At 51.2% G+C, this 26,538-nt stretch carries 27 protein-coding genes; 13 read left to right on the plus strand and 14 right to left on the minus strand.

What is annotated here, in order from left to right; translation table 11 throughout:
- Position 1 precedes the first annotated feature (1 nt).
- From waaB to rfaQ, 5 genes are all read right to left on the minus strand, one after another.
- Positions 2 to 1,081, minus strand: a complete 1,080-nt coding sequence (gene waaB / locus NA389_RS15045) for a lipopolysaccharide 1,6-galactosyltransferase (RefSeq protein WP_001667208.1) — start codon at positions 1,079 to 1,081, stop codon at positions 2 to 4.
- 85 nt (positions 1,082 to 1,166) lie between these two features.
- Complete coding sequence (locus tag NA389_RS15050; RefSeq protein WP_000183409.1) at positions 1,167 to 2,090, minus strand: UDP-glucose--glucosyl LPS a 1, 2-glucosyltransferase; 924 nt, start codon at positions 2,088 to 2,090, stop codon at positions 1,167 to 1,169.
- 54 nt (positions 2,091 to 2,144) lie between these two features.
- Entirely contained in the window at positions 2,145 to 2,942 is a 798-nt protein-coding gene (gene rfaP, locus NA389_RS15055; protein WP_000229819.1) for a lipopolysaccharide core heptose(I) kinase RfaP, read from the minus strand.
- Entirely contained in the window at positions 2,935 to 4,059 is a 1,125-nt protein-coding gene (locus tag NA389_RS15060; RefSeq protein ID WP_001261579.1) for a glycosyltransferase family 4 protein, read from the minus strand. Before NA389_RS15060 ends, rfaP begins: the two co-directional genes overlap by 8 nt.
- Entirely contained in the window at positions 4,056 to 5,126 is a 1,071-nt protein-coding gene (rfaQ, locus tag NA389_RS15065; protein WP_001528295.1) for a lipopolysaccharide core heptosyltransferase RfaQ, read from the minus strand. Before rfaQ ends, NA389_RS15060 begins: the two co-directional genes overlap by 4 nt.
- A gap of 408 nt (positions 5,127 to 5,534) precedes the next feature.
- On the opposite strand from rfaQ, the gene waaA reads away from it, so the two are divergent.
- Both waaA and coaD read left to right on the plus strand, forming a co-directional pair.
- Positions 5,535 to 6,812: a lipid IV(A) 3-deoxy-D-manno-octulosonic acid transferase gene (waaA, locus tag NA389_RS15070; RefSeq protein ID WP_000891580.1), complete on the plus strand. Its 1,278-nt coding sequence runs from the start codon at positions 5,535 to 5,537 to the stop codon at positions 6,810 to 6,812.
- 8 nt (positions 6,813 to 6,820) lie between these two features.
- Positions 6,821 to 7,300 (plus strand): pantetheine-phosphate adenylyltransferase, encoded by a 480-nt coding sequence (gene coaD, locus NA389_RS15075; RefSeq protein WP_001171884.1) that lies wholly within the window; start codon positions 6,821 to 6,823, stop codon positions 7,298 to 7,300.
- A gap of 27 nt (positions 7,301 to 7,327) precedes the next feature.
- Here coaD and mutM read toward each other — a convergent pair whose 3' ends face one another.
- The 4 genes from mutM to radC all read right to left on the minus strand — a co-directional run bounded on the left by mutM (position 7,328) and on the right by radC (position 9,542).
- Complete coding sequence (gene mutM / locus NA389_RS15080) at positions 7,328 to 8,137, minus strand: bifunctional DNA-formamidopyrimidine glycosylase/DNA-(apurinic or apyrimidinic site) lyase (RefSeq protein ID WP_001114511.1); 810 nt, start codon at positions 8,135 to 8,137, stop codon at positions 7,328 to 7,330.
- Between the two features lie 97 nt (positions 8,138 to 8,234).
- Entirely contained in the window at positions 8,235 to 8,402 is a 168-nt protein-coding gene (rpmG, locus tag NA389_RS15085) for a 50S ribosomal protein L33 (protein ID WP_001051798.1), read from the minus strand.
- A gap of 20 nt (positions 8,403 to 8,422) precedes the next feature.
- Positions 8,423 to 8,659: a 50S ribosomal protein L28 gene (gene rpmB / locus NA389_RS15090; protein WP_001519051.1), complete on the minus strand. Its 237-nt coding sequence runs from the start codon at positions 8,657 to 8,659 to the stop codon at positions 8,423 to 8,425.
- Between the two features lie 217 nt (positions 8,660 to 8,876).
- Positions 8,877 to 9,542 (minus strand): RadC family protein, encoded by a 666-nt coding sequence (radC, locus tag NA389_RS15095; protein ID WP_000380156.1) that lies wholly within the window; start codon positions 9,540 to 9,542, stop codon positions 8,877 to 8,879.
- Between the two features lie 175 nt (positions 9,543 to 9,717).
- Between radC and coaBC the strand changes: the two genes are divergently transcribed.
- The 3 genes from coaBC to slmA all read left to right on the plus strand — a co-directional run bounded on the left by coaBC (position 9,718) and on the right by slmA (position 12,078).
- On the plus strand, positions 9,718 to 10,938 hold the full coding sequence (coaBC, locus tag NA389_RS15100; RefSeq protein ID WP_000050176.1) for a bifunctional phosphopantothenoylcysteine decarboxylase/phosphopantothenate--cysteine ligase CoaBC: 1,221 nt from the start codon (positions 9,718 to 9,720) through the stop codon (positions 10,936 to 10,938).
- The gene (gene dut / locus NA389_RS15105) at positions 10,916 to 11,374 is read left to right on the plus strand and encodes a dUTP diphosphatase (protein WP_000976078.1); all 459 of its coding nucleotides are present in this window, start codon (positions 10,916 to 10,918) and stop codon (positions 11,372 to 11,374) included. Before coaBC ends, dut begins: the two co-directional genes overlap by 23 nt.
- A gap of 107 nt (positions 11,375 to 11,481) precedes the next feature.
- Complete coding sequence (gene slmA / locus NA389_RS15110) at positions 11,482 to 12,078, plus strand: nucleoid occlusion factor SlmA (protein WP_000818607.1); 597 nt, start codon at positions 11,482 to 11,484, stop codon at positions 12,076 to 12,078.
- A 77-nt stretch (positions 12,079 to 12,155) separates the two neighbouring features.
- On the opposite strand, the gene pyrE is transcribed toward slmA, so the two are convergent.
- Both pyrE and rph read right to left on the minus strand, forming a co-directional pair.
- On the minus strand, positions 12,156 to 12,797 hold the full coding sequence (gene pyrE, locus NA389_RS15115; protein WP_000806167.1) for an orotate phosphoribosyltransferase: 642 nt from the start codon (positions 12,795 to 12,797) through the stop codon (positions 12,156 to 12,158).
- A gap of 78 nt (positions 12,798 to 12,875) precedes the next feature.
- Complete coding sequence (gene rph, locus NA389_RS15120) at positions 12,876 to 13,592, minus strand: ribonuclease PH (protein WP_001247078.1); 717 nt, start codon at positions 13,590 to 13,592, stop codon at positions 12,876 to 12,878.
- A 125-nt stretch (positions 13,593 to 13,717) separates the two neighbouring features.
- Here rph and NA389_RS15125 point away from each other — a divergent pair, with 125 nt between their 5' ends.
- A complete protein-coding gene (locus tag NA389_RS15125) occupies positions 13,718 to 14,581 on the plus strand; it encodes a YicC/YloC family endoribonuclease (protein WP_000621347.1) in 864 nt (287 codons plus the stop codon).
- 49 nt (positions 14,582 to 14,630) lie between these two features.
- Here the strand turns inward: NA389_RS15125 and NA389_RS15130 are convergent, their stop codons facing one another.
- Positions 14,631 to 15,533: a LysR family transcriptional regulator gene (locus NA389_RS15130; protein ID WP_001050869.1), complete on the minus strand. Its 903-nt coding sequence runs from the start codon at positions 15,531 to 15,533 to the stop codon at positions 14,631 to 14,633.
- Positions 15,534 to 15,606: 73 nt separating this feature from the next.
- Between NA389_RS15130 and NA389_RS15135 the strand changes: the two genes are divergently transcribed.
- On the plus strand, positions 15,607 to 16,488 hold the full coding sequence (locus tag NA389_RS15135; protein WP_001082957.1) for an HARLDQ motif MBL-fold protein: 882 nt from the start codon (positions 15,607 to 15,609) through the stop codon (positions 16,486 to 16,488).
- A gap of 250 nt (positions 16,489 to 16,738) precedes the next feature.
- Positions 16,739 to 17,356 carry a trimeric intracellular cation channel family protein gene (locus NA389_RS15140; protein WP_000924334.1) on the plus strand — a complete coding sequence of 206 codons (618 nt, stop codon included), beginning with the start codon at positions 16,739 to 16,741 and terminating at the stop codon, positions 17,354 to 17,356.
- On the opposite strand, the gene ligB is transcribed toward NA389_RS15140, so the two are convergent.
- Complete coding sequence (ligB, locus tag NA389_RS15145; protein ID WP_001241828.1) at positions 17,353 to 19,038, minus strand: NAD-dependent DNA ligase LigB; 1,686 nt, start codon at positions 19,036 to 19,038, stop codon at positions 17,353 to 17,355. The genes NA389_RS15140 and ligB overlap by 4 nt on opposite strands.
- A gap of 256 nt (positions 19,039 to 19,294) precedes the next feature.
- Here ligB and gmk point away from each other — a divergent pair, with 256 nt between their 5' ends.
- Genes gmk through recG form a run of 5 tightly spaced genes read left to right on the plus strand, consistent with a single transcriptional unit; the run spans position 19,295 to position 25,159 of the window.
- Positions 19,295 to 19,918 (plus strand): guanylate kinase, encoded by a 624-nt coding sequence (gmk, locus tag NA389_RS15150; RefSeq protein WP_000046966.1) that lies wholly within the window; start codon positions 19,295 to 19,297, stop codon positions 19,916 to 19,918.
- 54 nt (positions 19,919 to 19,972) lie between these two features.
- On the plus strand, positions 19,973 to 20,248 hold the full coding sequence (gene rpoZ / locus NA389_RS15155; RefSeq protein WP_000135058.1) for a DNA-directed RNA polymerase subunit omega: 276 nt from the start codon (positions 19,973 to 19,975) through the stop codon (positions 20,246 to 20,248).
- Between the two features lie 18 nt (positions 20,249 to 20,266).
- On the plus strand, positions 20,267 to 22,378 hold the full coding sequence (spoT, locus tag NA389_RS15160) for a bifunctional GTP diphosphokinase/guanosine-3',5'-bis pyrophosphate 3'-pyrophosphohydrolase (protein ID WP_000280481.1): 2,112 nt from the start codon (positions 20,267 to 20,269) through the stop codon (positions 22,376 to 22,378).
- 4 nt (positions 22,379 to 22,382) lie between these two features.
- Entirely contained in the window at positions 22,383 to 23,072 is a 690-nt protein-coding gene (trmH, locus tag NA389_RS15165; protein ID WP_001068436.1) for a tRNA (guanosine(18)-2'-O)-methyltransferase TrmH, read from the plus strand.
- Between the two features lie 5 nt (positions 23,073 to 23,077).
- The gene (gene recG, locus NA389_RS15170) at positions 23,078 to 25,159 is read left to right on the plus strand and encodes an ATP-dependent DNA helicase RecG (protein WP_000016755.1); all 2,082 of its coding nucleotides are present in this window, start codon (positions 23,078 to 23,080) and stop codon (positions 25,157 to 25,159) included.
- Between the two features lie 35 nt (positions 25,160 to 25,194).
- Here recG and gltS read toward each other — a convergent pair whose 3' ends face one another.
- A complete protein-coding gene (gene gltS / locus NA389_RS15175; RefSeq protein WP_000462249.1) occupies positions 25,195 to 26,400 on the minus strand; it encodes a sodium/glutamate symporter in 1,206 nt (401 codons plus the stop codon).
- Between the last annotated feature and the right edge of the window lie 138 nt (positions 26,401 to 26,538).

Genomic DNA, 26,538 nt, shown 5'->3' on the forward strand with positions numbered 1-26,538 from the left:
ATCACTTTTGTAATTTCGAGAATATTGCATTATTAAAATTTTTAAAATATAGCACATCGTAAAATCTCTCAATCGTGCCGGGAATAATATCATGCTGATATTTTACTTCACCAGAAATAACACGATTAAGGTGTCCTACAAAATCATCTATAGCCCCCGGGGTGTAAAGCTCACCATTCAAACCGGGTTTAATCATATCGCGCGGACCAGACATACAATCAGAACTAATACACGGAATTCCATATGACATTGCTTCCAGCAGGGTCATAGGAAATCCCTCAAACGCAGAGGTAAGTAGTAACGCGGTGACATTTTTTATTTTTTGCTGTACGACTTGCCACGGCGCGCTTTGCCAACCATACCAGATCACACGCTGCTCAATACCAAGCTCCCGACTATAGGCCTGGCACTTTTCAAAATCTGAGCCATCACCAATAATATGTAGCTGCCATTCCCCTGTCGTACGAGCTAAGCCATCAAATAAATCTTTAACTCTTTTCTGTCCTTCAAATTTAAGACGCCCTACATAGAGAAATACAGCGGGTTTATCGCGCTCAGGCGACGGCACAATGATTGTTTTAATAGAGACAGGATTATAAACGACGCTAATATTTTGCGCTGAGATACCCCGTGCCATCATCTGTTCTTTAATACCACTACTGATGGCCAGATGATAATCTGCGTACGTTATACATTCTGCATGTTTTTTATGGTCGAGCGAAAAATGCGGCCACGAGAAAATAGTAAACTGTTTACCACTTTTCTTTCGTGCTTTATTGGCATAAATACATGAGATGACATCAATACATATCACAATATCCGGTGACGTTTCTTTCAGCCACTGACTAAAATTATAAACATGCTTAGCTCGACGAAGAAAACTTAATTTTATATTTGAGAATGATTGCGCATATTTAATCTCTTTTAGCCATGCTTTATCCATTTTGTCATTACGACAAAAGAAAAACATTTCACAGTTGATTTTCGGAGAGCTATTTTCAAACGTATGGATAACGTTGCTAATAACGGTTTCCATCCCTCCAAAACCAGATACCGCTTCGCCTATAAATGCTATTTTCAATGAAGTCACCATTTGCTGACACTCATGTTATTCGGCTTCCTTCACTTTTAAAATTCTGTAAGAACAAACCCAATCAACACTATATTTATACTGAGACCTGATTAAAATCGAACCCCAGTCCATGATTAAAGCTATCTTTTAGAAAAGGGCTGGTTATTTTATAGTTTTTGATAGTTGAGATATTATTTAGGTTATACTGAACTGTGCTATTAAATCCATATATCTCTAATGACATCCCTTGCTCCAGATATTCTAAAATAATGTCCTCGGCTATCATTTCAGAGCTAACATTCAATACACCATTAAACTGATGAGAGTCATATCGAGGGTGAGGAATATATATATCAACCGCTTCTTTTTTAATAAACCGCTGAAGATGCTGAAGAAAAACACACTCATCTTCTTTATTTTTTAACGCATCAGTATATACAGTTCCCAATAATACTTTTTTAAAGCCATTATTCGTATCAGGAAGACCGTTATGGTGTACCAATATAATTCCTTCGGTCTTTTCAATTATGTTGGTTCTATTAGGAAATAGAGTATAATGTTTTGCGTCTAACTTTAATATTTCATCTTTATGATATTTACGCCCCATCAGCTTTCGTATTAACTTCGATGTGGCGCTTATATTCTTATTTTCATACATTATACTTTTCTGATTGATATTATTTGTACCATCATCAAAGGTTTTTATTTCAGAAAAAGTGATACAGGATAAAATATGGTGTATAAGCGGGACATGAAAATTCGCGAAGAAAACAGTATGATATTCTCTGGCATACTTTTCCATGATTTTTTTAGCATACCGTGTTCTTTGAATCGTTTTAAATGTCGAAAATTTTGCTACCTGCGGGACGATGTCTGAGTGCCGACATAACGGCTGAATTTTTTTTAAATAGTACTGATTTTTTACGTTATCTACATCGCCAATAAATAAAACATCAACTTTTTTCAACTGCTCTTTTTCTATAATTGACCGTGCAATCAATAATTGCAAATTAGTCATGCATATGAATAGAAACATATAGCCTCTAAGCTATTTAAATATATAAATTTTATATTAAAGATTTTTTCTTATTGTTCTTTCTTTAATTCGAGCGGCTTTAACATCCGCCTGATGAATCAACCCCGATTCTTTGTGCAAAATCTCTCGCAGGGGGAGAGAGAAATACTCACGCATAAACCGGAATATATCTCGCTGAGTCAGGCCAATATTCATTGAAGAAAAATAAAGCCCAATTAAATCCTTGTCACGCCAGCGAAGGGGAACGTGCTGACGTATCTGCGCGCGATGCAGGTCGATTACGGAGATTTTTAAATCCTCTTCACGACCTGTGAAAGGTAAATGCAGAAGAAAGTGGCAAATATAACAGTCACGATGGTTAATTCCCCCGGCGTGCATTTTACGTACCATAGTCGCAACACGCTTAATGATCATCCACTTCACCTGCGCGTCCGGTGGATTAACAGCCCAGTCAGCACAGTAGTCTTCAAGGCTAATCGTGGGCGTTAAATCTTCGGTGATAATAAATGATGTTCTGGTTAGCGGATTTACGCCTTTTTCACCAAAACCAACGCCGTGCATCGTATCAACGCCCAGCTCATGTAGATGATGAATGGCGTGCCATTCTCTGTCAGCGCCCAGAACAGGCATACGTAACGAAATCAGGTTCTTCACAATTTCTTTCAGCGAAGTGCCTTTATGCCACTTCAGGAAGTAGCTTTTGCCGTCCAGCTCAAACCGCAATGTTCGACGCGTCTCCAGCTCTCTGAACACTTCGCCCTGTAACGTTTTCACTTCCTCAAAAGCATCTTTACCGCGCCATAGTGTGGTTAACGGCGCTTTCAGCTCAACCATCTAAATCACCTGTAATAATATCTGCGGCCTTCTCCGGTAAGCTGTATAAATCCTGGGTATCAGCATAATACCGCGCATTTTCAGCCCAGGCGCTGCGTAAGGAAGGCTGTGTCAGCGCTTTGAGTAAAACCTCATTTAGCGCATCCTGGCGGAATGGTTCAGTCATCGCTTCGCCACAGTTTGCATCCACAATATAATGTGCATAACCGCACACCGCGGTTGTCAGCACCGGCAAACCAGCAGTAATGGCTTCCAGCAAAACAATACCAGCAGCTTCCTGATAGGCTGGATGCAGTAAAAGGTCGGCTGCCGCCATTAACTCCGCGATATCATTACGTCCGGAGAAAAAATGCACATTCGTGCCGACGCCGCTTCTTTCAGCCAGCGCTGCAAACTTCTTCGGCTTATCCTGCCCAACAACATAGAGCACCGTATTTTGCCGTAAAGATTCGGGTAGCGATGCCAGCGCTTCAATAGAGCGATCCACACCTTTACGGGTAAAGTCAGACCCTACTTGCAACAGTAATTTTTGCTGTTCTGAGATACCATTTTTCTGACGATAAATTTGACGACTGTTTGGGATCTGTTGGCTATATTTTCTGTCCGGGTAAATCCCCGGAGGAAGAATATGGAAACGCTCCGCTTCAGTCTGATAATGTTTTTGGAAGTCAGCAATCTGCTTATTCGTCAGCATTAATAGTTGCGTCGGCTTGCCGTGTTCAAACGTGGCGCGTTCAAAAGCAGCATAATGCCGATAGCGTGATGTCAGGCGATAGAAAAATCCTTTTTCCTGTGCGACTTTTTCGGCGTAACACACGTCTGCGGCGTAATACACATCAAGGCCCGGCATCTTATTGAATCCAACCACCCGATCGACAGGGTGGTCGCGCAAATGGTGTTGCACCCAGGCATAATATTCTGCGTTACGACCGTGGTTCGTCCGGGATTTAACCGGCACGCGGATTAATTCAAAGTTATCCGGGCATTCCCCTTCCCATGACTGAGTATAAACACGAACCTGATGCCCTCGCGCCGCCACGGTTTGGGCAATGCGCATAAAATCACGCTGCAGACCGCCAAAAGGAAAATATTTATATAAGCAAAAGGCAACTCTCATAGCAGGCTGTCCAAATCTATGGGGCGTGCCTCATGCGGCAGCATTTTTTCCGTCGCGGCGATAACATCTTCAGCCGGAATCACGGAAAGGTATTTTTTATTACGATCAAGCTCATGCCGTTCAGGCATCGGCTGATAATTTCCTGCCCAAAACTGAATGATGTCGTCGGTCCAGGGACGCCAGAATACATGATCCGTCGCGCCGAAAAGGCAAATGACCGGCGTTTTGACTGCTGCGGCAATATGACCAGGGGCCGAATCAACGCCGATAAAGAGATCCGCATGGTCAATCAACGCGCCCAATTCAGGAAAGCGAGTTTTACCCGCCAGACCAGTAACCGGTTTTGTCTCACAGCCGCGTGCAATAGCATCCACGCAGGCCATCTCGTCTGCGGCCGGGCCTGACGTCAGCACAACCTGATAACCGCGGCGCTGCACGGCATCAATAACCTGAGAGAATTTATCATTATCCCAGCACTTAAATAGCTGCCGTGCCGTAGGCTGAATAACAACATATTGTCGGGTCACACCAAGTTGTTTGAGCTGTTGTCGCATGTTTTCCCAATGTTCCGGGCGATAGCTCATGGTGGTTTCCGTGACATACTGTTTTAACGCTAACGGCTTTAGCGCGGATAATGTGCGCTCAACAGCATGTTCTCCCGCATAAGGTACTAAATGCGTAAAGCTCTTTTTCCATAAAGCAGACTGACGATTACCGAAATCCTGCGAGATTTTTGTTTTTGCGTTTAAAAAACGCACAATGAGCGCCACGCTCCACTGATCGGTGAGATTGACGACCAGATCATACGAGTTAGCACGCAATTTTTTGATTAGCGATAGCGCGTTTTTAATCTTCTCTTTTGTCCCTGCGCCTTTGTTACTGATGCCGTAGAGTGCATTAATCTCCGGATTTTCCGACAATATCGGTATGGTGTTCTGGTAAAGAAGCACATCGATTTTTGCATCGGGATAATTCTGCTTCAGCGTGCTGATGACAGGAGTGGTAAGTAACATGTCTCCATGAAAACGCATTTTTATAATCAGAATTCTTCGAAATGGCTTTTCCACAAGCGACTCTTTGGTTGAAATTGTCCGGATAAATAAGCAGAAAAAAGCACGCTACCGCCCCAGGCTTCACAGCAACCCGATGGCTAATACCGCACTCATTTTAGATGCGCTAGTGTAACACTTCTTTCGCAGCAATCCGATACGAATAATTTTTATACACAATCATTTTTTTAATTATAAATTCAAAGAGATAATAATTTATCCCTCTCTTGTGAATGGTCATTCCCATTGTCTGGGGCGACAAGGGCGGCAAATTTCAATGGATTGCGTAAAAATGCAAAAATAATGGGGTTCAGCGCCTGGAATCCTCGCTTCTGAGCCAATTTGGCGCAAAAATGGGAAAAGTAATGGTAAAGCCCAGGCTAAATACATAGAATCCCCAGCACATCCATAAGTCAGCTATTTACTATGCTCGAATTGCTTTACACCGCTCTTCTCTACCTTATTCAGCCTCTGATCTGGATACGGCTTTGGGTGCGTGGACGTAAAGCGCCGGCCTATCGTAAACGTTGGGGTGAACGCTACGGATTCTACCGCCGTCCGTTGAAACCGGGCGGAATCATGCTGCATTCCGTCTCGGTGGGCGAAACTCTGGCGGCCATCCCATTGGTCCGCGCTCTACGTCATCGCTATCCCGATCTGCCTATTACCGTAACGACCATGACGCCGACCGGCTCGGAGCGCGTCCAGTCCGCCTTTGGCAACGATGTTCAGCACGTTTACTTGCCTTATGATTTGCCCGATGCGCTCAATCGTTTCCTCAATGAGATTGATCCTAAGCTGGTATTGATCATGGAGACTGAGCTCTGGCCAAATCTGATTGCTGCGCTGCACAAACGTCATATTCCACTGGTTATCGCTAATGCGCGGCTTTCCGCCCGCTCCGCCGCGGGTTATGCGAAGCTTGGCAAGTTTGTCCGTACGCTCCTGCGCCGTATCACCCTGATTGCCGCGCAAAACGAAGAAGATGGCGAACGCTTTGTGGCATTGGGCGCGAAGAACAATCAGGTCACGGTCACCGGCAGTCTGAAATTTGATATTTCAGTTACGCCGCAGCTGGCGGCTAAAGCCGTTACGCTACGCCGCCAGTGGGCGCCGCACCGTCCGGTCTGGATTGCCACCAGCACCCACGATGGCGAAGAGAGTATCGTTATCGCCGCTCACCAGGCGTTATTACATCAATTCCCGAATTTATTACTGATTCTGGTGCCCCGCCATCCGGAGCGTTTTCCGGATGCTATCAATCTTGTGCGTCAGGCAGGGTTAAGCTACATCACTCGCTCTTCGGGCGAAGTGCCGTCCGCCAGCACCCAGGTCGTGGTAGGCGATACCATGGGCGAATTGATGTTGCTCTATGGCATTGCCGATCTCGCCTTTGTTGGTGGTTCGCTGGTTGAACGCGGCGGTCATAACCCGCTGGAGGCCGCCGCTCATGCGATTCCGGTACTGATGGGTCCGCATACCTTTAACTTTAAAGATATTTGCGCCCGTCTGGATCAGGCGAGCGGACTTATCACGATTACCGATGCGGCTACGCTGGCAAAAGAAGTTTCCTCTTTACTGACCGACGCTGATTATCGTAATTTCTACGGACGTCACGCAGTTGAAGTGCTGTATCAAAATCAGGGCGCGCTCCAGCGTCTGCTGCAACTGCTGGAACCTTATCTGCCACCGAAAACGCATTGAGGACTGTCATGCAAAAACGGGCGATTTATCCAGGCACGTTTGATCCGATTACTAACGGTCATCTCGATATTGTGACGCGCGCAACGCAGATGTTCGACCATGTCATTCTGGCTATCGCCGCCAGCCCCGGCAAGAAACCCATGTTCACCCTGGACGAACGTGTGGCGCTGGCGCAAAAAGCGACCGCACACCTGGGTAACGTAGAGGTGGTAGGCTTTAGCGACCTGATGGCCAATTTCGCCCGCGACAGACAGGCGAATATCCTGATTCGTGGTCTGCGCGCGGTGGCGGATTTTGAATATGAAATGCAGTTGGCGCATATGAATCGCCATCTGATGCCGCAACTGGAAAGCGTTTTCCTGATGCCGTCCAAAGAGTGGTCGTTTATTTCATCGTCGCTGGTCAAAGAAGTGGCACGCCATCAGGGCGATGTGACCCACTTTCTGCCGGACAATGTGCATCAGGCGCTAATGGATAAGTTGAAATAAGTTTCCTTCCTTGCCGGGCCTGGCGTTTTACTTCTGACAGTGACGGCAATAGAACGTCGCACGCTGTGCGTGTTTCGTTGCGACTATCGGCGTACCGCATACCCGACACGGCTCGCCTTTGCGCCCGTACACCTGCAACTCCTGCGCAAAATAGCCCGGTTTCCCATCGCTTTGCAGAAAATCCTTCAGCGTTGTCCCGCCTTGTTCAATAGAGCGCAGCAAAACGGCTTTAATCACCCGTGCCAGCAGGTCGCACTCCTCTGTCGAGAGTGACGACGCCAGGCGGTCAGGGTGAATACCAGCGGCAAACAGCGACTCGCTGGCGTAGATATTCCCCACGCCGACCACCAGCTTGTTATCCATCAGCCAGGGTTTAATCGCCATCTTCTTCTTCGCGCATTTCTGCTGCAAATATTCGCCATTAAACTCATCGCTTAGCGGCTCCGGTCCCAGATGCGCCAGTACGTTATGCCCTTCCAGCTCTTTGGTCCATAACCAGGCGCCAAAGCGGCGAGGATCGGTATAACGTAGAATTTTGCCATTGCTCATCACCAAATCGACATGGTCGTGCTTTTCCGCCGGCAGCGCTTCCGACAGTATCCGCAAGCTTCCCGACATCCCCAGGTGAATAATTATCCAGCCGTCAGGCAGCTCCAGCAGTAAATATTTAGCACGACGCTGAACGCTAAGGACAGGTGTATCGCTCAGACGATAAATTTCGTCTGAAACCGGCCAGCGCAGACGGCCGTTACGGATATGGGCGTGCAGGATAGTAGCGCCAACTAAATGGGGTTCAATACCCCGGCGGCTGGTTTCAACTTCGGGTAATTCAGGCATAACGTCTCCGGCTGTATGGCAGGTCTCATTAATATGGGGACGGCCAGAAAACAAAAAACCCCGCCGAAGCGAGGTTTTTGTTACATCAAAGCGAGAATTATTTGATTTTCGCTTCTTTGTAGATCACGTGCTGACGGACAACTGGATCGAATTTTTTCAGTTCCAGTTTTTCCGGTTTAGTACGTTTGTTCTTCGTAGTGGTATAGAAGTGACCAGTACCAGCAGAAGAAACCAGCTTGATTTTCTCACGAATACCTTTAGCCATGACTTATTTCCTCTTAGTACTTAGTACTTTTCGCCACGGGCACGCAGTTCAGACAGAACTGTTTCGATGCCTTTTTTATCGATGATACGCATACCTTTAGCAGATACACGCAGGGTGACAAAACGCTTCTCGCTCTCAACCCAGAAACGGTGAGAGTGCAGGTTAGGCAGGAAACGGCGTTTAGTCGCGTTCAGTGCGTGGGAACGGTTGTTACCGGTCACCGGACGCTTGCCAGTAACTTGGCAGACTCGGGACATGTCTATTCTCCAAAAATCAAATTAGCTCGAGCTTCGTATGGGGTATCGGCGCCTCGTCAGGCTTTACAGCCTGGTCATCGCGCAGTTCTATTGAACTCTCGATTGCCAGGCCCAAATGCCAAACCCGAGATTCTCAAAGGTGGCGTAGTATACGCTGACCCGGCGATATGCTCAAGTCCCGAACAGACAAAGATCCCGATGGATCGCGCAAAGAATCTTAAATCCAGCCGCGTTCGGCAAAAGAAACGTACTCTCCGCGCCCAATTATCAGGTGATCGAGCACCCGGATATCCATAAACTGGCAACACTTTATCACGCGCTCAGTGATAAGTTTATCTGCTTTACTTGGCTCTGCGCAGCCTGAAGGGTGGTTATGCGCCAGAATGACCGCTGAAGCATTGAGTTTAATCGCTTCCCGAACAATCTCACGCGGATGCACCTCTACGTGGTTAAGCGTGCCGGAAAACAGGCGGCTGTGCTGAAGCACCCGGTGCTGGGCATCGAGGAAGATCACCAGAAAGATCTCACGCTCTTCACCCGTCAGTTGGCTTTGCAGAAATTCCCGCGTCATTTCCGGACTCAGCAACGCACTTTCCTCATTCATGCGCACGCTGTAATAGCGCCTTGCCAGCTCAGCAATGCCTTTCAACTGCGCGAATTTCGCCAGGCCGATGCCGTTTACGCCGCGAAACTGCGCAAAGTCCGCCGACAACAGGCCATACAGCGACCCAAAGTGCTGCAATATCTCTTTTGCCAACGTCATAACATCTTTTCCCGGCGTGCCGGTACGTAAAAAAAGCGCCAGCAGTTCCACGTCGCTGAGGGAAGCAATGCCGGATCTGAGCATTTTTTCACGCGGTAATAATTCCTCCAACGTATCCATACGCGCACCTCCTTTTTTAAGGAAGCGGCATAGTGGCATAGCCTTTGGGAGAGATCGACGCCCCGATTTTGTTCTTGCGTAGCGCCTCGCAAAGTGGAGCGCAGGCAACGACACGACGCCGTAGAGATTGTGATAAAATAGCCGCCTTTCAAAGTCACCCAACAGGAAAGACATGATGAGCCTGGCCGGTAAAAAAATTGTTCTCGGCGTTAGCGGCGGTATCGCTGCGTATAAAACGCCGGAGCTGGTGCGCCGTTTACGTGAGCGCGGCGCTGACGTGCGCGTGGCAATGACCGAGGCGGCAAAAGCCTTTATTACCCCCCTGAGCTTACAGGCAGTGTCGGGCTATCCCGTATCCGACAGTCTGCTTGACCCTGCCGCTGAAGCCGCGATGGGGCATATCGAGTTGGGGAAATGGGCCGACCTGGTGATTCTTGCCCCCGCGACCGCCGACCTGATCGCCCGTGTAGCATCGGGTATGGCTAATGATTTAGTCTCCACCATCTGCCTGGCGACGCCAGCCCCGGTGGCCGTTCTTCCGGCCATGAACCAACAGATGTACCGCGCTGCTGCCACGCAACATAATCTGGAGGTGCTCGCCTCTCGCGGCCTGTTCATTTGGGGGCCGGATAGCGGCAGTCAGGCGTGCGGCGATGTAGGCCCAGGCCGAATGCTGGACCCATTAGTTATCGTTGATAAGGCCGCCGCGCATTTCGCTGCCGTCAACGATCTGCGACATCTTAATATCATGATTACGGCAGGCCCGACGCGCGAACCGCTCGACCCGGTGCGTTATATTTCCAACCACAGCTCCGGTAAAATGGGCTTCGCTATTGCGGCGGCCGCCGCGCGTCGCGGCGCAAATGTCACGCTGGTCTCCGGTCCCGTTTCGTTACCAACGCCGCCTTTTGTAAAACGGGTTGATGTCATAACCGCGCTGGACATGGAAGCCGCTGTTCAGGCCGCCGTTCAACAGCAGCACATTTTCATTAGCTGCGCCGCCGTGGCTGACTATCGCGCAGAGACTATCGCCAGTGAAAAAATCAAAAAACAGGCGGCGCAAGGTGATGAATTACTAATAAAAATGGTCAAAAACCCGGACATTGTCGCCGGGGTGGCCGCACTCAGTGACAATCGACCCTACGTTGTTGGGTTTGCCGCGGAAACGAATAATGTGGAAGAATACGCCCGGCAAAAACGTATCCGTAAGAACCTTGACCTGATTTGTGCAAATGATGTTTCTCTTTCAAATCAGGGATTTAATAGCGATAAAAACGCTTTACACCTTTTCTGGCAGGATGGAGATAAAGTCTTACCGCTTGAGCGAAAAGAACTCCTGGGCCAATTATTACTCGACGAGATCGTGACCCGTTATGATGAAAAAAATCGACGTTAAGATTCTGGACCCGCGTGTTGGTCAGCAGTTTCCGCTACCGACTTATGCTACTTCTGGTTCTGCCGGGCTTGACCTGCGCGCCTGTCTCGACGACGCCGTAGAACTGGCGCCTGGCGCAACGACGTTGGTGCCTACCGGACTGGCCATTCATATCGCCGATCCATCACTGGCGGCAGTCATGTTGCCGCGTTCGGGCCTGGGCCATAAACATGGTATCGTGCTGGGTAACCTGGTCGGGCTGATTGATTCCGATTATCAGGGGCAACTGATGGTTTCGATCTGGAACCGTGGTCAGGACAGTTTTACCATTGAACCGGGCGAACGTATCGCGCAAATGGTGTTTGTTCCGGTCGTTCAGGCCGAATTTAATCTGGTGGAAGCATTTGACGCCACCGAACGTGGCGAGGGCGGCTTCGGTCATTCTGGCCGTAAGTAAATTTTACGCATCCCCATAACGTCATAATACTGCCGCAAGCGCTGAGTTTGCGGTTATAGCGTGGGTGCTCGCCTGGCAAGTGCTTATTTTCAGGGGTATTTTGTAACATGGCAGAAAAACAAACTGCGAAAAGGAATCGTCGCGAAGAAATACTTCAGTCACTGGCGCTGATGCTTGAATCCAGCGATGGAAGCCAACGCATCACGACGGCAAAACTGGCGGCCTCGGTCGGCGTTTCCGAAGCGGCGCTATACCGCCATTTTCCCAGCAAGACCCGCATGTTCGATAGCCTGATTGAGTTTATCGAAGATAGTCTGATTACCCGTATCAATCTGATTTTAAAAGATGAAAAAAACACCAGCACGCGTTTGCGCCTGATTGTGTTGCTGATTCTGGGTTTTGGCGAACGCAACCCTGGCCTGACGCGCATTCTTACCGGGCACGCGCTGATGTTTGAACAGGATCGCCTGCAGGGACGCATTAATCAGCTTTTTGAACGCATCGAAGCGCAGCTCCGCCAGGTGCTACGAGAAAAAAGAATGCGTGAAGGCGAAGGCTACACGACGGATGAAAATCTGCTGGCAAGCCAACTGTTAGCCTTCTGTGAAGGTATGCTTTCACGGTTCGTGCGTAGCGAATTTAAATACCGCCCAACGGACGATTTCGACGCCCGCTGGCCGCTCATTGCCGCTCAGCTACAGTAACGCTGACTGGATAGAGGCTCACGCCTTATCCAGGCGACAGAAACATAAGCCCGGTAAAGCGCCACCGGGCAATTCGCTTACACGCCAAATTCTTCCCGGTATGCTCGCACAGCCGCCAGATGCTCAGCCATATCAGGTTTTTCTTCCAGATAGGCAATCAGGTCTTTCAGCGTAATGATGGAGATAACCTTACAACCATAGTCGCGCTCCACTTCCTGAATCGCGGAAATCTCGCCGCGGCCACGTTCCTGACGATCCAGCGAAATCAGTACGCCAGCCAGCGTAGCCCCGTGCGCCTGAATAATCTCCATCGACTCGCGAATCGCCGTACCTGCGGTAATCACGTCATCCACCAGCATCACGCGGCCCTGTAGCGCGCTGCCCACCAGACTCCCGCCTTCGCCATGATCTTTTGCCTCTTTGCGGTTAAAGCAGTACGGCAGGTCTTTATCGTGATGTTCCGCCAGCGCAACCGCCGTCGTCGTCGCGATCGGAATACCTTTGTATGCGGGGCCAAACAGCAGATCAAATTCAATACCGGAATCCACCAGCGCTTCGGCATAAAAACGGCCTAACAACGCCAGGTCGCGCCCGGTATTAAACAGCCCGGCGTTGAAGAAATAGGGGCTTTTGCGCCCGGATTTCAGCGTAAACTCGCCAAACTTTAGTACCTGCTTGTTAAGCGCAAACTCAATAAACTGGCGCTGATACGGTTTCATGGATTCGCTCCTTTTCTTACTTTCATCATTTACGAAATTTACGGACAAAAAAAAGGCGACTTTTCAGTCGCCTTAAAATCAATTTTCTAACGCCGCCTTCTGCGTCGCCACAATGGATTCAATTCCCCCTCGGGCCAGCGCCAACAAAGTGAGAAGTTCTTCATGGCTGAACGGCTCGCCTTCCGCGGTACCCTGTACTTCAATAATGCGGCCGTCTTCAGTCATCACGACGTTCATGTCGGTTTCTGCGGCGGAATCTTCAACATATTCCAGATCGCAGATCGCTTCGCCGTTAACGATGCCTACGGAAACCGCCGCCACCATGCCTTTCATCGGATTGGTTTTCAGCTTACCGTTGGCAACCAATTTATTCAGCGCATCCGCCAACGCCACGCAGGCACCGGTAATAGACGCTGTACGCGTACCGCCATCGGCCTGGATTACATCGCAGTCCAGCGTAATGGTAAATTCGCCGAGCGTTTTCAGATCGACCGCTGCACGCAGCGCACGCGCGATCAAACGCTGAATTTCCATAGTACGGCCGCCCTGCTTACCCTTTGCCGCTTCACGCGCATTACGGGTATGGGTAGCGCGAGGCAACATGCCATACTCTGCGGTGATCCACCCCTGGCCTTGCCCTTTCAGAAAACGAGGGACGCCCTCTTCAATGGAGGCGGTGCACAACACTTTGGTATCTCCAAATTCGACCAGTACCGAGCCTTCAGCGTGTTTTGTATAGTTACGGGTCAGGGTTACGGGACGCACCTGATTAGCGCTACGGCCTGCTGGACGCATATTGAGATCTCCGGCTTAAAACGAATGTGGCTGCGCATTATACGGACTTCCGATGGTTATTCCTATCCTGACAAGGCCTGGATAGCTATAATCCCCTCATCTCTCCTTTAAAAACGGGAACATCTATGATCCGCAGTATGACCGCCTACGCCCGGCGTGAAATCAAGGGTGAATGGGGTAGCGCGACCTGGGAAATGCGCTCGGTAAACCAGCGTTATCTGGAAACTTACTTTCGTCTGCCGGAACAGTTCCGTAGTCTTGAACCCGTCGTGCGCGAACGCATTCGTACACGCCTGACGCGTGGCAAAGTCGAATGTATGCTGCGTTTTGAACCCGATGCCAGCGCGCAAGGCGAGCTTATTCTGAATGAAAAGCTAGCGAAACAATTAGTTAGCGCCGCAAACTGGGTCAAAATGCAGAGCGACGAAGGGGAAATCAATCCGGTTGATATTTTGCGCTGGCCAGGTGTCATGGCGGCGCAAGAGCAGGATCTGGACGCGATTGCCGCAGAAATTTTAGCCGCGCTGGACGGTACGCTGGATGACTTTATCATCGCGCGCGAAACGGAAGGCCAGGCGCTGAAAGCGCTGATTGAACAACGGCTGGAGGGCGTCAGCGCCGAAGTAGCGAAAGTCCGCGCGCATATGCCGGAAATCTTGCAATGGCAGCGTGAACGTCTGGTCGCGAAGCTGGAAGATGCTCAGGTTCAGTTGGAAAACAACCGTCTGGAGCAAGAGCTGGTGATGATGGCGCAGCGCATTGATGTGGCGGAAGAGCTGGATCGTCTGGAAGCGCACGTCAAAGAGACTTACAACATTCTGAAGAAAAAAGAGGCGGTAGGTCGCCGTCTGGACTTCATGATGCAAGAATTTAACCGTGAGTCGAACACCCTGGCCTCCAAATCCATCAACGCTGATGTAACTAACTCCGCTATTGAATTAAAAGTGTTGATCGAGCAAATGCGCGAGCAAATCCAGAATATTGAATAATTCTGGCGCTCAATATGTCACAGAGCCCGCCTTATGCGGGCTCTCGCGTTTATCGGTAGTACGTTTTTAATTTCCGGCGAATAGCGTCGATAAGGCGTCGCTTCCACTCTACCGTCGAAGCCCGATACTGCATAAAAATAGCGCCTTCCGCCTGCTCCCCGGCAAGCGGCAGGACAAAAAGACCGCGCTTATCGGATAAATTTTCATACCAGGGGCGCGGTACAATCGCCATTAGCGGCGCCGACTGGACAGCAGGCGCAAGTTGACTGTAATCATGACAAACAAACGCCAGCGGACGTTCAAACCCGGCACGAGCCTGCTGCCTGTCCAGTTCGTTGTTCTCTTTTGTCCACGGCAAACAGTAAATGTGCTGATAATGCTGTAGATCAGCAAAATTCAACTCTGCGGCATTCTCCAGACGTGAACGCAATGGCGCGCCATAAACCGCAATCAAACGTGTAGTCCCCACCCGCTCGTAATGCAGAGCGCTGACCTGCTTTTGATGGTCGCCAATTGCCAGCACCAAATCAACCGAGCTATCCAACAGTTCATCACGCCAGGGTCGGCGGGCAAAAGGAAGGCACTCGATCACCGCCTGATGAAGATGACCTTTCTCTGCGAGAACGGGCGTAAGCAGCGCGTTCAATGCGGGAGGAAGTACCACCCGGAAACAACGGGAGCCGTTCTCTTTATCGCCAAACAGCTCCTCATTAAGCGAAACAAACACAGGCGCCAATTTGTCACGCAGCGCCTGCGCATAAGGCGTAGGAATCTGGCGGTTCCCTTCCCGTCGAAACAACGGGTCGTTTAGCGCATCGCGCAATCTCATTAACGCATGACTTACCGCAGAAGGCGACAAAGCCAGCTTTTGCGCCGTTTTCCCCGTAGAGCTCGTCTCCAGCAGCACATACAGTACTTTTAACAGATTCATATCCATTTGCAGCAAGTTCATTAAACGTCTCTCTTATTGAACCTGGCTAAATTACTGCCAGGTATACTGCGGGCGCTTCAATCAGGAGAACATTATGAATCGCTATGCATTATTCTTTGTATGTATATTTTCAACATCAGCACTTCCTGCCATGGCGGCATTAGATCCTTCACAACCGTTATCACCCGCGCCTCCGTTATCACTGTTTAAAGCGTGGGCTAAGCCTATAAAGCCGTTTCAAATCACAGAAGGCGTGTGGTATGTCGGCACGGAAAATCTCTCTTCTATTCTGCTGACCACTCCGGCAGGGCATATTCTTATTGATGCGGGGTTGGATGAAAGCGCACCGCAAATTAAAGCGAATATTGAAGCGGCAGGATTCCGCCTCACAGACATACGCTATCTATTGAACAGCCATGCGCGGCTGGATCAAGCGGGGGGCATGGCACGTTTGAAAGCGTGGAGCGGCGCACAATTGGTCGCCAGCCAACCCAACGCCGATCAGATGGCGAGGGGTGGACGAGAGGATTTTGCGCTTGGCGATGCGCTCCCCTTCCCGCCCGTCACCACTGATAAAATTATCCACAACCAGGAAAGCATCAGCCTCGGAGGGATAACCGTGACAGCACTATTCACGCCTGGACATCTGCCCGGCTCAACTTCCTGGCGCGTAACGCTCCGCAACGGCAAGACGCTAATTTACGCAGATAGTCTCGCCACACCTGACTATCTGCTGATTAACAACAAAAATTACCCTGACCTGGTTACTGATATTCAGAGCAGCTTTAAAACACTGGCCGCTCAGCATGTTGATATCTTTATTGCCAACAAAGGTGACCGCTTCGGGCTACTGGAGAAACGACAGCAACTTCGCAACGGCGATACACAGGCATTCTTTGATTCCAATGGCTTGCAACAGTATGTGGAACACTCACGTCAGCGCTTCATCACACAACTTACCGCACAGCAGCCATAATGAAATGACTCACCGGCGGCGCGTCCAGGGCGCCGTTCAGGTAATTTATCTAAGTCAAAACAGAAAAACCTTGCATACAATAAACCACAAAAATGATGTGCAATTTATTGATATATATAATAAATAATTATTAACCATAAATTTAAAATCATTACTAAAATTTATTAATCGTATAATGCCTTAGAAAATCTCAATCGTGATACAGCGCACAAATCGTTAATCTTCGCCCCCAGTAAATTAGGGGGAAATCATGCTGTTGCACGTTCTTTATTTAATTGGCATCACTGCCGAGGCCATGACGGGCGCACTCGCTGCGGGTCGTCGTCGCATGGATACATTCGGCGTAATTATTATTGCTACCGCCACCGCCATTGGTGGAGGCTCGGTTCGCGACATTCTGCTCGGTCACTATCCGCTGGGTTGGGTGAAGCATCCCGAATATGTCATTATTGTGGCGACTGCCGCTGTATTGACCACCATTGTTGCCCCCGTCATGCCCTATTTACGCAAGCTTTTCCTGGTACTTGACGCGCTGGGGTTGGTGGTTTTCTCTATTATTGGCGCTCAGATAGCCCTTGATATGGGCGAAGGGCCAATTATCGCCGTGGTAGCCGCCGTCACTACCGGCGTCTTTGGCGGCGTACTCCGCGATATGTTCTGCAAACGCATTCCACTGGTGTTTCAAAAAGAGCTATATGCCGGCATTTCGTTCGCCTCGGCGGTGCTCTATATTGCGCTACAACATTACGTCATGAATCCGGATGTCGTCGTTATCTCTACGTTACTGTTTGGCTTTACAGCAAGGTTATTAGCGCTACGTCTTAAACTTGGCCTGCCGGTATTTTATTACCGCCATGAAGGGCACTAAGACCCAAATCCGGGAATATGCTGAGCAGACAGCCATCTGCTCAGCGCTTTGATCTGCGGATTATCCCGCCAGTCGATAACTCTCCCGGCACGGCGCTCGCCCGTCGCTGGCAACTGCCGCCAGTGTTGCTCTGTTCGCATTAATAACTGCTCCCATGAACGATCGCCGCTGGCCTGTAATGCGGCCTGCGTTAAGGGGATATCCATCGCCATGATCCAGCGGGTAAACGACTGCCGGCGCGCCAGGTTAAATTGTCGCCATATCTGCTCGCTTTTTCCTTTAGCAAAGCCTGGCGTGTTGGCTATTTGCGCTGACGTCAGGGCAAGCCAGGAGAAGATATGCTCAAAGCGATGCGTCTGATGCAAGGCCCGCCAGCTGGCTTCGCCCATTCCGTCCAGACCCAACGCCGATCGTGATCCCAGCCATACCAGCCTGGAGATAAACTGTTCCTGACACGTTGCCGACGCGTAAAAGCAGGTCAGCGAGTTGAAATGGCTATCAGGCGGTACAGGCTTACTCCGCTCACGACTCCGCCAGACGACCTCATCAAGCCGGGGAATGCCTTGCCCGGCCAGACTCACCAGGATCTGATCGCCCGGCGCGATATCCCACGCTTCCCAACGTTTCACAGAGCCGATATTGACCCGCTGAACCCGCTTATCATCCAATATAACGGGGACAAGCGACGCTACTACGGTAATTTTGCCGCTTTTCCCCACCGAGAACTGAATAGCGCTCACTTGCGCGACCTGCGCTACTGGCGGATATTTCCATGCTGCCAGCCAGTCGCCCTGCCCGGGTCGCCAGTATTGTGCCGCGGGCTCTTTAGCCATGCGTATCACTACGCCATCCGTCACAAAGGGCAACGCTGACGTCAGCCATGACTGGCGCGCCCGCTCGACCTCGCTGGCATCTTTTACCGCCAGGGTATATTTCTTCGTCAGACTGAATCCAGCCTTAGCAAGTTGGCTTAATCTTTCGGGCATATTTGCCGGACCGTCCGGCCACGCCCAAATAAAAATACCCAACGAATTTAGCGCGGAGGCGTTATCCTGGCGCATTAACATTCCTGCGACTTTCGAGCGCGCATTCATCCCGCCCATCCGTTGCTGGATATGCCCCTCGCGCTGTAGAAAGATTTCGCCCTGCAACACCGCGTTAGCAAGCGCGCCTTGTGTTGTCTGCGGTATAGAGGGGATCAGGCGAATTTTTGGCGTCCAGTCCTCGCCTTGTAGTCCGTTACCTCGGCTGATAGCCCTGGCCAGTTTACCGTTTTGATAAACCAGCGTTACCGCTACGCCATCCACTTTTGGTTGTACCCAAAGCTCGCTGCGCCCGCGCATCCACTGTTCTACCGCCTGCCGGTCCGCGAGTTTACGTACGCCCGTATGCGCAACAGGATGCATTGTTGTACCGTTTAACGGCGGTGAAACCGGAGTAGATGAAACATCCTGACCAACACAGCGTTGCCACTGAACCAGCCTTGCGCTGAGTTGGTCGTACACACTATCGTCAACCGCGCTAACGCCTTGTTTCCAGTAAATGTCATTCCAGTCAGCGAGCTGTTGCTGTAAACGGGCGATTTCTTCAGCGGCCCTTGCTGGCGGCCAGGCCGGGCAAAGCGCCCCACTCTGCGAATGCCACAATAAAATTCCCCACGCCATACTTTTCCATAATCTCATCACGACCTCCTGCGCACATTGCCCGGCAGGTATAGCGCTTTAGTGAATAAAAACCGACAGGTAAAAATGCATCATCCGAGCCGCTTTCCAGATTTTTTGGTGGGTTGCTGCAACGACGCGATAAAAGCGGAAAAAGGGACGCAAAATGCAATAATCTGGCGCAAAAAGTGTGACAAAGACTACGTCGCATAACGGCGATGTGTATAATAAGCCCGTATCAAGGCTCTATTTCGATAATCACAGACGTAAGATACTCATGGCTCAAGGTACGCTTTATATTGTTTCTGCCCCCAGTGGCGCGGGTAAATCCAGCCTGATTCAGGCTTTATTAAAAACCCAACCGTTGTATGACACTCAGGTTTCCGTTTCACATACCACGCGCGCGCCGCGTCCGGGTGAAGTGCACGGTGAGCACTATTTCTTTGTAAATCATGATGAGTTTAAAACCATGATTGGCAGGGAGGCGTTTCTGGAGCACGCGGAAGTGTTTGGCAATTACTACGGCACTTCGCGCGAAACCATTGAGCAAGTGCTGGCAACCGGCGTTGATGTTTTTCTGGATATCGACTGGCAGGGCGCCCAGCAAATTCGCGAAAAGATGCCGCAAGCACGCAGCATTTTTATTTTGCCGCCGTCAAAGATCGAATTGGATCGCCGTTTACGCGGTCGCGGGCAAGATAGCGAAGAAGTCATTGCCAAACGAATGGCGCAAGCGGTTGCAGAAATGAGCCATTACGCCGAATATGATTATCTTATTGTGAATGACGACTTTGATACCGCGTTAAGCGACTTGAAAACCATCATTCGCGCTGAACGTCTGCGTATGAGCCGCCAAAAGCAGCGTCATGACGCTTTAATCAGCAAATTGTTGGCAGACTGAACCCACTTTCAGTATCATGCCCAGTCATTTCTTCACCTGTGGAGCATTTTAAGTATGGCACGCGTAACTGTTCAGGACGCTGTAGAGAAAATTGGTAACCGTTTTGACCTGGTACTGGTCGCCGCGCGTCGCGCTCGTCAGATGCAGGTAGGCGGAAAGGATCCGCTGGTACCGGAAGAAAACGATAAAACTACCGTTATCGCGTTGCGCGAAATCGAAGAAGGTCTGATTAACAACCAGATCCTCGACGTCCGCGAGCGCCAGGAACAGCAAGAGCAGGAAGCCGCTGAATTACAAGCCGTTACCGCTATTGCTGAAGGTCGTCGTTAATCACAAAGCGGGTCGCCCTTGTATCTGTTTGAAAGCCTGAATCAACTGATTCAAACCTACCTGCCGGAAGACCAGATTAAGCGTCTTCGGCAGGCGTATCTCGTTGCACGTGACGCTCACGAGGGCCAGACACGTTCAAGCGGTGAACCCTATATCACGCACCCGGTAGCGGTGGCCTGTATTCTGGCCGAGATGAAACTCGACTACGAAACGCTGATGGCCGCTCTGCTGCATGACGTGATTGAAGATACCCCCGCCACTTATCAGGACATGGAACAGCTTTTCGGTAAAAGCGTTGCCGAGCTGGTAGAGGGGGTGTCGAAACTTGATAAGCTCAAGTTCCGCGATAAGAAAGAGGCGCAGGCCGAAAACTTTCGCAAAATGATTATGGCGATGGTGCAGGATATCCGCGTCATCCTCATTAAGCTTGCTGACCGTACCCATAACATGCGCACGCTGGGCTCGTTACGCCCGGATAAACGTCGTCGTATTGCCCGTGAAACCCTCGAAATTTACAGCCCGCTGGCACACCGTTTAGGTATCCATCACATCAAGACCGAGCTTGAAGAGCTGGGTTTTGAAGCGCTGTATCCCAATCGTTACCGCGTCATCAAAGAAGTGGTAAAAGCGGCGCGCGGCAACCGTAAAGAGATGATCCAAAAAATCCTCTCTGAAATCGAAGGACGTTTGCAAGAGGCGGGAATTCCGTGTCGCGTTAGCGGTCGCGAAAAACATCTTTACTCGATCTACTGTAAAATGGTGCTCAAAGAGCAGCGTTTTCACTCGATCATGGACATTTACGCGTTTCGCGTCATCGTTCATGACTCCGATACCTGCTATCGCGTACTCGGCCAGATGCACAGTCTCTATAAGCCGCGTCCGGGACGGGTGAAAGACTATATTGCCATTCCCAAAGCGAACGGCTATCAGTCTTTGCACACCTCAATGATCGGCCCGCACGGCGTTCCTGTTGAAGTCCAGATCCGTACCGAAGATATGGATCAGATGGCGGAAATGGGGGTCGCGGCGCACTGGGCGTATAAAGAACACGGTGAGACCAGCACCACGGCGCAGATCCGCGCCCAGCGCTGGATGCAGAGCCTGCTGGAGCTACAACAGAGCGCCGGTAGTTCGTTTGAATTTATCGAAAGCGTAAAATCCGATCTCTTCCCGGATGAGATTTACGTTTTCACCCCGGAAGGACGCATTGTCGAACTGCCCGCTGGCGCTACGCCGGTGGACTTCGCCTACGCCGTGCATACCGATATCGGCCACGCCTGCGTCGGCGCGCGTGTCGACCGGCAGCCTTATCCGCTGTCGCAGCCGCTTAGCAGCGGTCAGACCGTCGAAATTATTACCGCGCCGGGCGCGCGTCCCAACGCCGCCTGGCTGAACTTTGTCGTCAGCTCTAAAGCGCGCGCTAAAATTCGTCAGTTGCTGAAAAACCTCAAACGTGATGACTCCGTAAGCCTGGGCCGTCGTCTGCTTAACCATGCTTTAGGCGGTAGTCGTAAGCTGGCGGAAATTCCGCAGGAAAATATTCAGCGCGAACTGGATCGTATGAAGCTGGCAACGCTTGACGATCTGCTGGCGGAAATCGGTCTCGGCAACGCGATGAGCGTAGTGGTCGCGAAAAATCTGCAGCAAGGAGAAGCCGTGGTGCCGACCGTTGCGCAATCGAATCACGGCCACCTGCCGATTAAAGGCGCGGATGGCGTGCTTATCACCTTTGCGAAGTGTTGTCGTCCGATCCCAGGCGACCCGATCATCGCTCACGTCAGCCCAGGTAAAGGACTGGTGATCCACCATGAATCCTGCCGTAATATCCGTGGATACCAGAAAGAGCCAGAGAAATTTATGGCGGTCGAATGGGACAAAGAGACGGAGCAGGAATTCATTACCGAAATCAAGGTGGAAATGTTTAACCATCAGGGCGCGCTGGCTAACCTGACGGCGGCGATTAATACGACCACCTCCAATATTCAAAGCCTGAATACTGAAGAGAAAGATGGTCGCGTCTATAGTACCTTTATTCGCCTTACCGCACGCGATCGCGTACATCTGGCGAATATCATGCGCAAAATCCGCGTGATGCCAGACGTTATTAAAGTCACCCGTAACCGAAACTAGCGCTATGAATCCAAAACGTTATGCGCGTATATGCGAAATGCTCGCCAGGCGTCAGCCTGATCTCACGGTCTGCATGGAGCAAGTCCACAAACCTCATAACGTTTCTGCAATCATTCGTACCGCAGATGCCGTTGGCGTCCATGAAGTCCATGCCATCTGGCCTGGTAGCCGGATGCGCACCATGGCTTCCGCAGCGGCGGGCAGCAACAGTTGGGTACAGGTGAAAACTCACCGTACCATTGGCGATGCGGTAGCCCATTTGAAAGGTCGGGGAATGCAGATTCTGGCAACCCATCTTTCTGATAAGGCCGTAGACTTTCGCGAGATTGATTACACGCGCCCGACCTGTATTCTGATGGGTCAGGAGAAAACCGGTATTACTCAGGAAGCATTAGACCTGGCGGATAGGGACATCATCATTCCGATGATCGGCATGGTACAGTCGCTGAACGTTTCCGTCGCCTCCGCGCTCATTCTTTATGAAGCCCAGCGCCAGCGGCAGAACGCGGGCATGTATCTGCGTGAAAATAGCATGTTGCCGGAAGATGAACAGCAGCGCCTGCTGTTTGAGGGCGGTTATCCGGTGCTGGCGAAAGTCGCTAAACGTAAAGGTCTGCCTTATCCTCGCGTCAATCAGCAGGGCGAAATCGACGCCGATGCTGACTGGTGGGCGACAATGCAGGCGGCAGGGTAATCACCATGTCAGGCCGCTTGTTAGACGCTGTTCCGCTCAATTCCCTGACAGGTGTCGGCGCAGCGCAAAGCAGTAAACTGGCGAAAATTGGCCTGCATACCGTCCAGGATTTGCTATTACATCTTCCTCTGCGTTACGAAGACCGTACCCATCTGTACCCCATTGGCGAACTGCTGCCTGGCATCTACGCCACCGTTGAAGGTGAAGTGCTGAACTGCAATATCACTTTCGGCGGTCGTCGGATGATGACCTGCCAGATTAGCGACGGTTCCGGCATTCTTACCATGCGCTTTTTCAATTTTAACGCGGCGATGAAAAACAGCCTGGCGACGGGACGACGTGTGCTGGCCTACGGGGAAGCGAAGCGCGGCAAGTATGGCGCAGAGATGATCCATCCGGAATATCGCCTGCAGGGCGATCTCAGCACGCCGGAACTTCAGGAAACGCTCACCCCCGTCTATCCGACCACCGAGGGCGTGAAGCAAGCGACACTGCGCAAGCTTACCGATCAGGCGCTGGAGTTGCTCGACACCTGCGCCATTGCCGAACTACTGCCGCCGGAACTGGCGCAGGGTATGATGAGCCTGCCGGAGGCGCTACGTACCTTGCATCGCCCGCCGCCGACGCTCCAGCTCGCCGATTTAGAAACCGGCAAACACCCGGCGCAGCGGCGGCTTATTCTTGAAGAGCTACTGGCGCATAATCTCAGTATGCTGGCGCTTCGCGCAGGCGCGCAGCGCTATCACGCTCAGCCGCTAAGTACCAACAACATATTGAAAGACAATCTGCTGGCGTCGTTGCCGTTTAAACCCACGAGCGCGCAGGCGCGGGTGGTGGCAGAGATCGAACACGATATGGCGCTCGATGTGCCGATGATGCGTCTGGTTCAGGGCGACGTGGGTTCCGGTAAAACGTTGGTTGCAGCGCTTGCCGCCTTGCGCGCTATTGCCCACGGTAAGCAGGTCGCGTTGATGGCGCCGACCGAACTGCTCGCCGAACAGCACGCAAATAATTTCCGCAACTGGTTCGAACCGTTGGGCGTTGAAGTGGGTTGGCTGGCGGGTAAGCAAAAAGGTAAAGCGCGTCAGGCGCAGCAAGAGGCTATTGCCAGCGGTCAGGTGCAGATGATTGTCGGCACCCACGCTATCTTTCAGGAACAGGTGCAGTTCAACGGCCTAGCGCTGGTCATTATCGATGAGCAGCACCGCTTTGGCGTCCACCAGCGTCTGGCATTGTGGGAAAAAGGCCAGCAGCAGGGCTTTCATCCGCATCAGTTGATTATGACCGCAACGCCTATTCCGCGCACCCTGGCGATGACTGCCTACGCCGATCTCGATACCTCGGTGATTGACGAGCTACCGCCAGGCCGTACCCCTGTCACTACCGTTGCTATTCCGGATACCCGTCGCCATGAAATCATTGATCGTGTGCGCAACGCCTGCACAACCGAAGGCCGTCAGGCCTACTGGGTCTGTACGCTGATTGAAGAGTCCGACCTGCTGGAAGCGCAGGCGGCGGAAGCCACCTGGGAGGAACTCAAGCTGGCGTTACCGGAGTTGAATATCGGCCTGGTACACGGCCGCATGAAGCCCGCCGAAAAACAGGCGGTGATGCAGGCCTTTAAGCAGGGTGAACTGCATTTGCTGGTCGCCACTACGGTGATTGAGGTGGGGGTCGATGTTCCTAACGCCAGCCTGATGATTATTGAAAACCCGGAGCGACTGGGCCTGGCGCAGCTGCACCAGCTCAGAGGGCGCGTTGGCCGTGGCGCGGTCGCATCGCACTGCGTGCTGCTCTATAAATCGCCGTTGTCGAAAACGGCGCAGAAGCGTTTACAGGTATTGCGCGACAGCAATGACGGCTTTGTGATTGCGCAAAAAGATTTAGAGATTCGCGGCCCGGGGGAATTACTGGGCACGCGCCAGACGGGTAACGCCGAATTTAAAGTAGCTGATTTTCTGCGCGATCAAGGCATGATCCCCGAAGTTCAGCGTATTGCCCGTCATATTCACGAACGTTATCCGCAGCAGGCACAAGCGCTGATTGAGCGCTGGATGCCGGAAACCGAACGTTATTCCAACGCCTAGTGAGCACGGCGGCTTTAATGCCGCCGTACAAACTATTATTGCGCGAAAATCGGTAACAGCAGGTACAGCTTGATTACCAACGCATTGACGATATCGATAAAGAACGCGCCGACCATCGGCACCACCAGGAACGCCATATGCGAGGGGCCAAAACGGTCGGTAATCGCCTGCATATTAGCAATGGCGGTCGGCGTTGCGCCCAGGCCAAAACCGCAGTGACCCGCCGCCAACACCGCTGCATCGTAGTTTTTCCCCATCATGCGCCAGGTGACGAAGATCGCGTACAGCGCCATGAAGATGGTCTGTACCACCAGAATCGCCAGCATCGGCAGCGCCAGCGACGCCAGTTCCCACAGCTTCAGGCTCATCAGCGCCATTGCCAGGAACAGTGACAAACTCACGTTCCCCAGCACCGAAACAGCACGCTCAAATACGCGATAAAAACCCACCAGCGCCAGGCCATTGCTGAGGATCACCCCAACAAATAGCACACAAACGAAGACCGGCAGTTCAAGCACCGTTCCCGCCAGTAGCTGCGCTACGATTTTGCCCACGGTCAGACAGATAGCAATCAGGGCGATAGTTTCGATTAGCACCAGAGAGGTGATCATACGGCCCACATCCGGCTTTTCAAAGGCTGTCGGCACGGCCTGATCATCAGGCATTCCATCCGGCGTGGTGGAGTGTTTCACCAGATAACGCGCTACCGGGCCGCCAATCAACCCGCCCAGCACCAGGCCAAAGGTTGCGCATGCCATCGCAACTTCGGTGGCATTGGCAAAACCATAACGTTCGACAAACAGTTTACTCCACGCCGCGCCGGTACCGTGTCCGCCGGACAGCGTAATTGACCCTGCAATCAGCCCCATTAACGGGTCCAGCCCCAACAGACTCGCCATGCCGATACCGATGGCATTCTGCATCAGCAGTAATCCGACCACGACTACCAGGAAGACGCCAACAACACGCCCCCCCTTGCGCAGGCTGGCAAGGTTAGCGTTAAGGCCGATCGTCGCGAAAAACGCCAGCATCAACGGATCGCGCAGGGTCATATCAAAGTTGACCTCCCAACCGACGCTTTTTTTCAGCACCAGCAGCGCAACCGCGACCAGTAACCCCCCCGCCACCGGCTCCGGAATCGTATATTTCTTCAGTAAGGAGACAGACTGGACCAGCTTGCGACCCAGTAGCAGCACCAGCGTGGCGGCGACAAGGGTCGATAAGGTATCGAGTTCAAACATTTAAAGCTCCTGTAGTGCGCTGTGACATGTGCGCACAAATCATTTCCTGAGTCAGTTTTTTAGCTCTTTGCGAGTCTTCGGCATGGATTTTAAGCAGAAAAAGGCAAAAAGTTATATAAAAAGGTGCATTTATCTTTT

Source organism: Salmonella sp. NW645 (assembly GCF_051703725.1).
GTDB lineage: Bacteria > Pseudomonadota > Gammaproteobacteria > Enterobacterales > Enterobacteriaceae > Salmonella > Salmonella enterica.

Excerpts from the sequence above, each read along its gene's own strand:
- coaBC (WP_000050176.1), top strand. The coding sequence starts at position 9,718 with ATGAGCCTGGCCGGTAAAAAAATTGTTCTCGGCGTTAGCGGCGGTATC.
- pyrE (WP_000806167.1), bottom strand. The coding sequence starts at position 12,797 with ATGAAACCGTATCAGCGCCAGTTTATTGAGTTTGCGCTTAACAAGCAG.
- NA389_RS15130 (WP_001050869.1), bottom strand. The coding sequence starts at position 15,533 with ATGAACTTGCTGCAAATGGATATGAATCTGTTAAAAGTACTGTATGTG.
- rph (WP_001247078.1), bottom strand. The coding sequence starts at position 13,592 with ATGCGTCCAGCAGGCCGTAGCGCTAATCAGGTGCGTCCCGTAACCCTG.
- NA389_RS15135 (WP_001082957.1), top strand. The coding sequence starts at position 15,607 with ATGAATCGCTATGCATTATTCTTTGTATGTATATTTTCAACATCAGCA.
- recG (WP_000016755.1), top strand. The coding sequence starts at position 23,078 with ATGTCAGGCCGCTTGTTAGACGCTGTTCCGCTCAATTCCCTGACAGGT.
- dut (WP_000976078.1), top strand. The coding sequence starts at position 10,916 with ATGATGAAAAAAATCGACGTTAAGATTCTGGACCCGCGTGTTGGTCAG.
- rpmG (WP_001051798.1), bottom strand. The coding sequence starts at position 8,402 with ATGGCTAAAGGTATTCGTGAGAAAATCAAGCTGGTTTCTTCTGCTGGT.
- ligB (WP_001241828.1), bottom strand. The coding sequence starts at position 19,038 with ATGAGATTATGGAAAAGTATGGCGTGGGGAATTTTATTGTGGCATTCG.
- rpoZ (WP_000135058.1), top strand. The coding sequence starts at position 19,973 with ATGGCACGCGTAACTGTTCAGGACGCTGTAGAGAAAATTGGTAACCGT.
- slmA (WP_000818607.1), top strand. The coding sequence starts at position 11,482 with ATGGCAGAAAAACAAACTGCGAAAAGGAATCGTCGCGAAGAAATACTT.
- NA389_RS15060 (WP_001261579.1), bottom strand. The coding sequence starts at position 4,059 with ATGAGAGTTGCCTTTTGCTTATATAAATATTTTCCTTTTGGCGGTCTG.
- waaA (WP_000891580.1), top strand. The coding sequence starts at position 5,535 with ATGCTCGAATTGCTTTACACCGCTCTTCTCTACCTTATTCAGCCTCTG.
- gltS (WP_000462249.1), bottom strand. The coding sequence starts at position 26,400 with ATGTTTGAACTCGATACCTTATCGACCCTTGTCGCCGCCACGCTGGTG.
- coaD (WP_001171884.1), top strand. The coding sequence starts at position 6,821 with ATGCAAAAACGGGCGATTTATCCAGGCACGTTTGATCCGATTACTAAC.
- rpmB (WP_001519051.1), bottom strand. The coding sequence starts at position 8,659 with ATGTCCCGAGTCTGCCAAGTTACTGGCAAGCGTCCGGTGACCGGTAAC.
- NA389_RS15140 (WP_000924334.1), top strand. The coding sequence starts at position 16,739 with ATGCTGTTGCACGTTCTTTATTTAATTGGCATCACTGCCGAGGCCATG.
- mutM (WP_001114511.1), bottom strand. The coding sequence starts at position 8,137 with ATGCCTGAATTACCCGAAGTTGAAACCAGCCGCCGGGGTATTGAACCC.
- gmk (WP_000046966.1), top strand. The coding sequence starts at position 19,295 with ATGGCTCAAGGTACGCTTTATATTGTTTCTGCCCCCAGTGGCGCGGGT.
- NA389_RS15050 (WP_000183409.1), bottom strand. The coding sequence starts at position 2,090 with ATGACTAATTTGCAATTATTGATTGCACGGTCAATTATAGAAAAAGAG.
- NA389_RS15125 (WP_000621347.1), top strand. The coding sequence starts at position 13,718 with ATGATCCGCAGTATGACCGCCTACGCCCGGCGTGAAATCAAGGGTGAA.
- radC (WP_000380156.1), bottom strand. The coding sequence starts at position 9,542 with ATGGATACGTTGGAGGAATTATTACCGCGTGAAAAAATGCTCAGATCC.
- rfaP (WP_000229819.1), bottom strand. The coding sequence starts at position 2,942 with ATGGTTGAGCTGAAAGCGCCGTTAACCACACTATGGCGCGGTAAAGAT.
- trmH (WP_001068436.1), top strand. The coding sequence starts at position 22,383 with ATGAATCCAAAACGTTATGCGCGTATATGCGAAATGCTCGCCAGGCGT.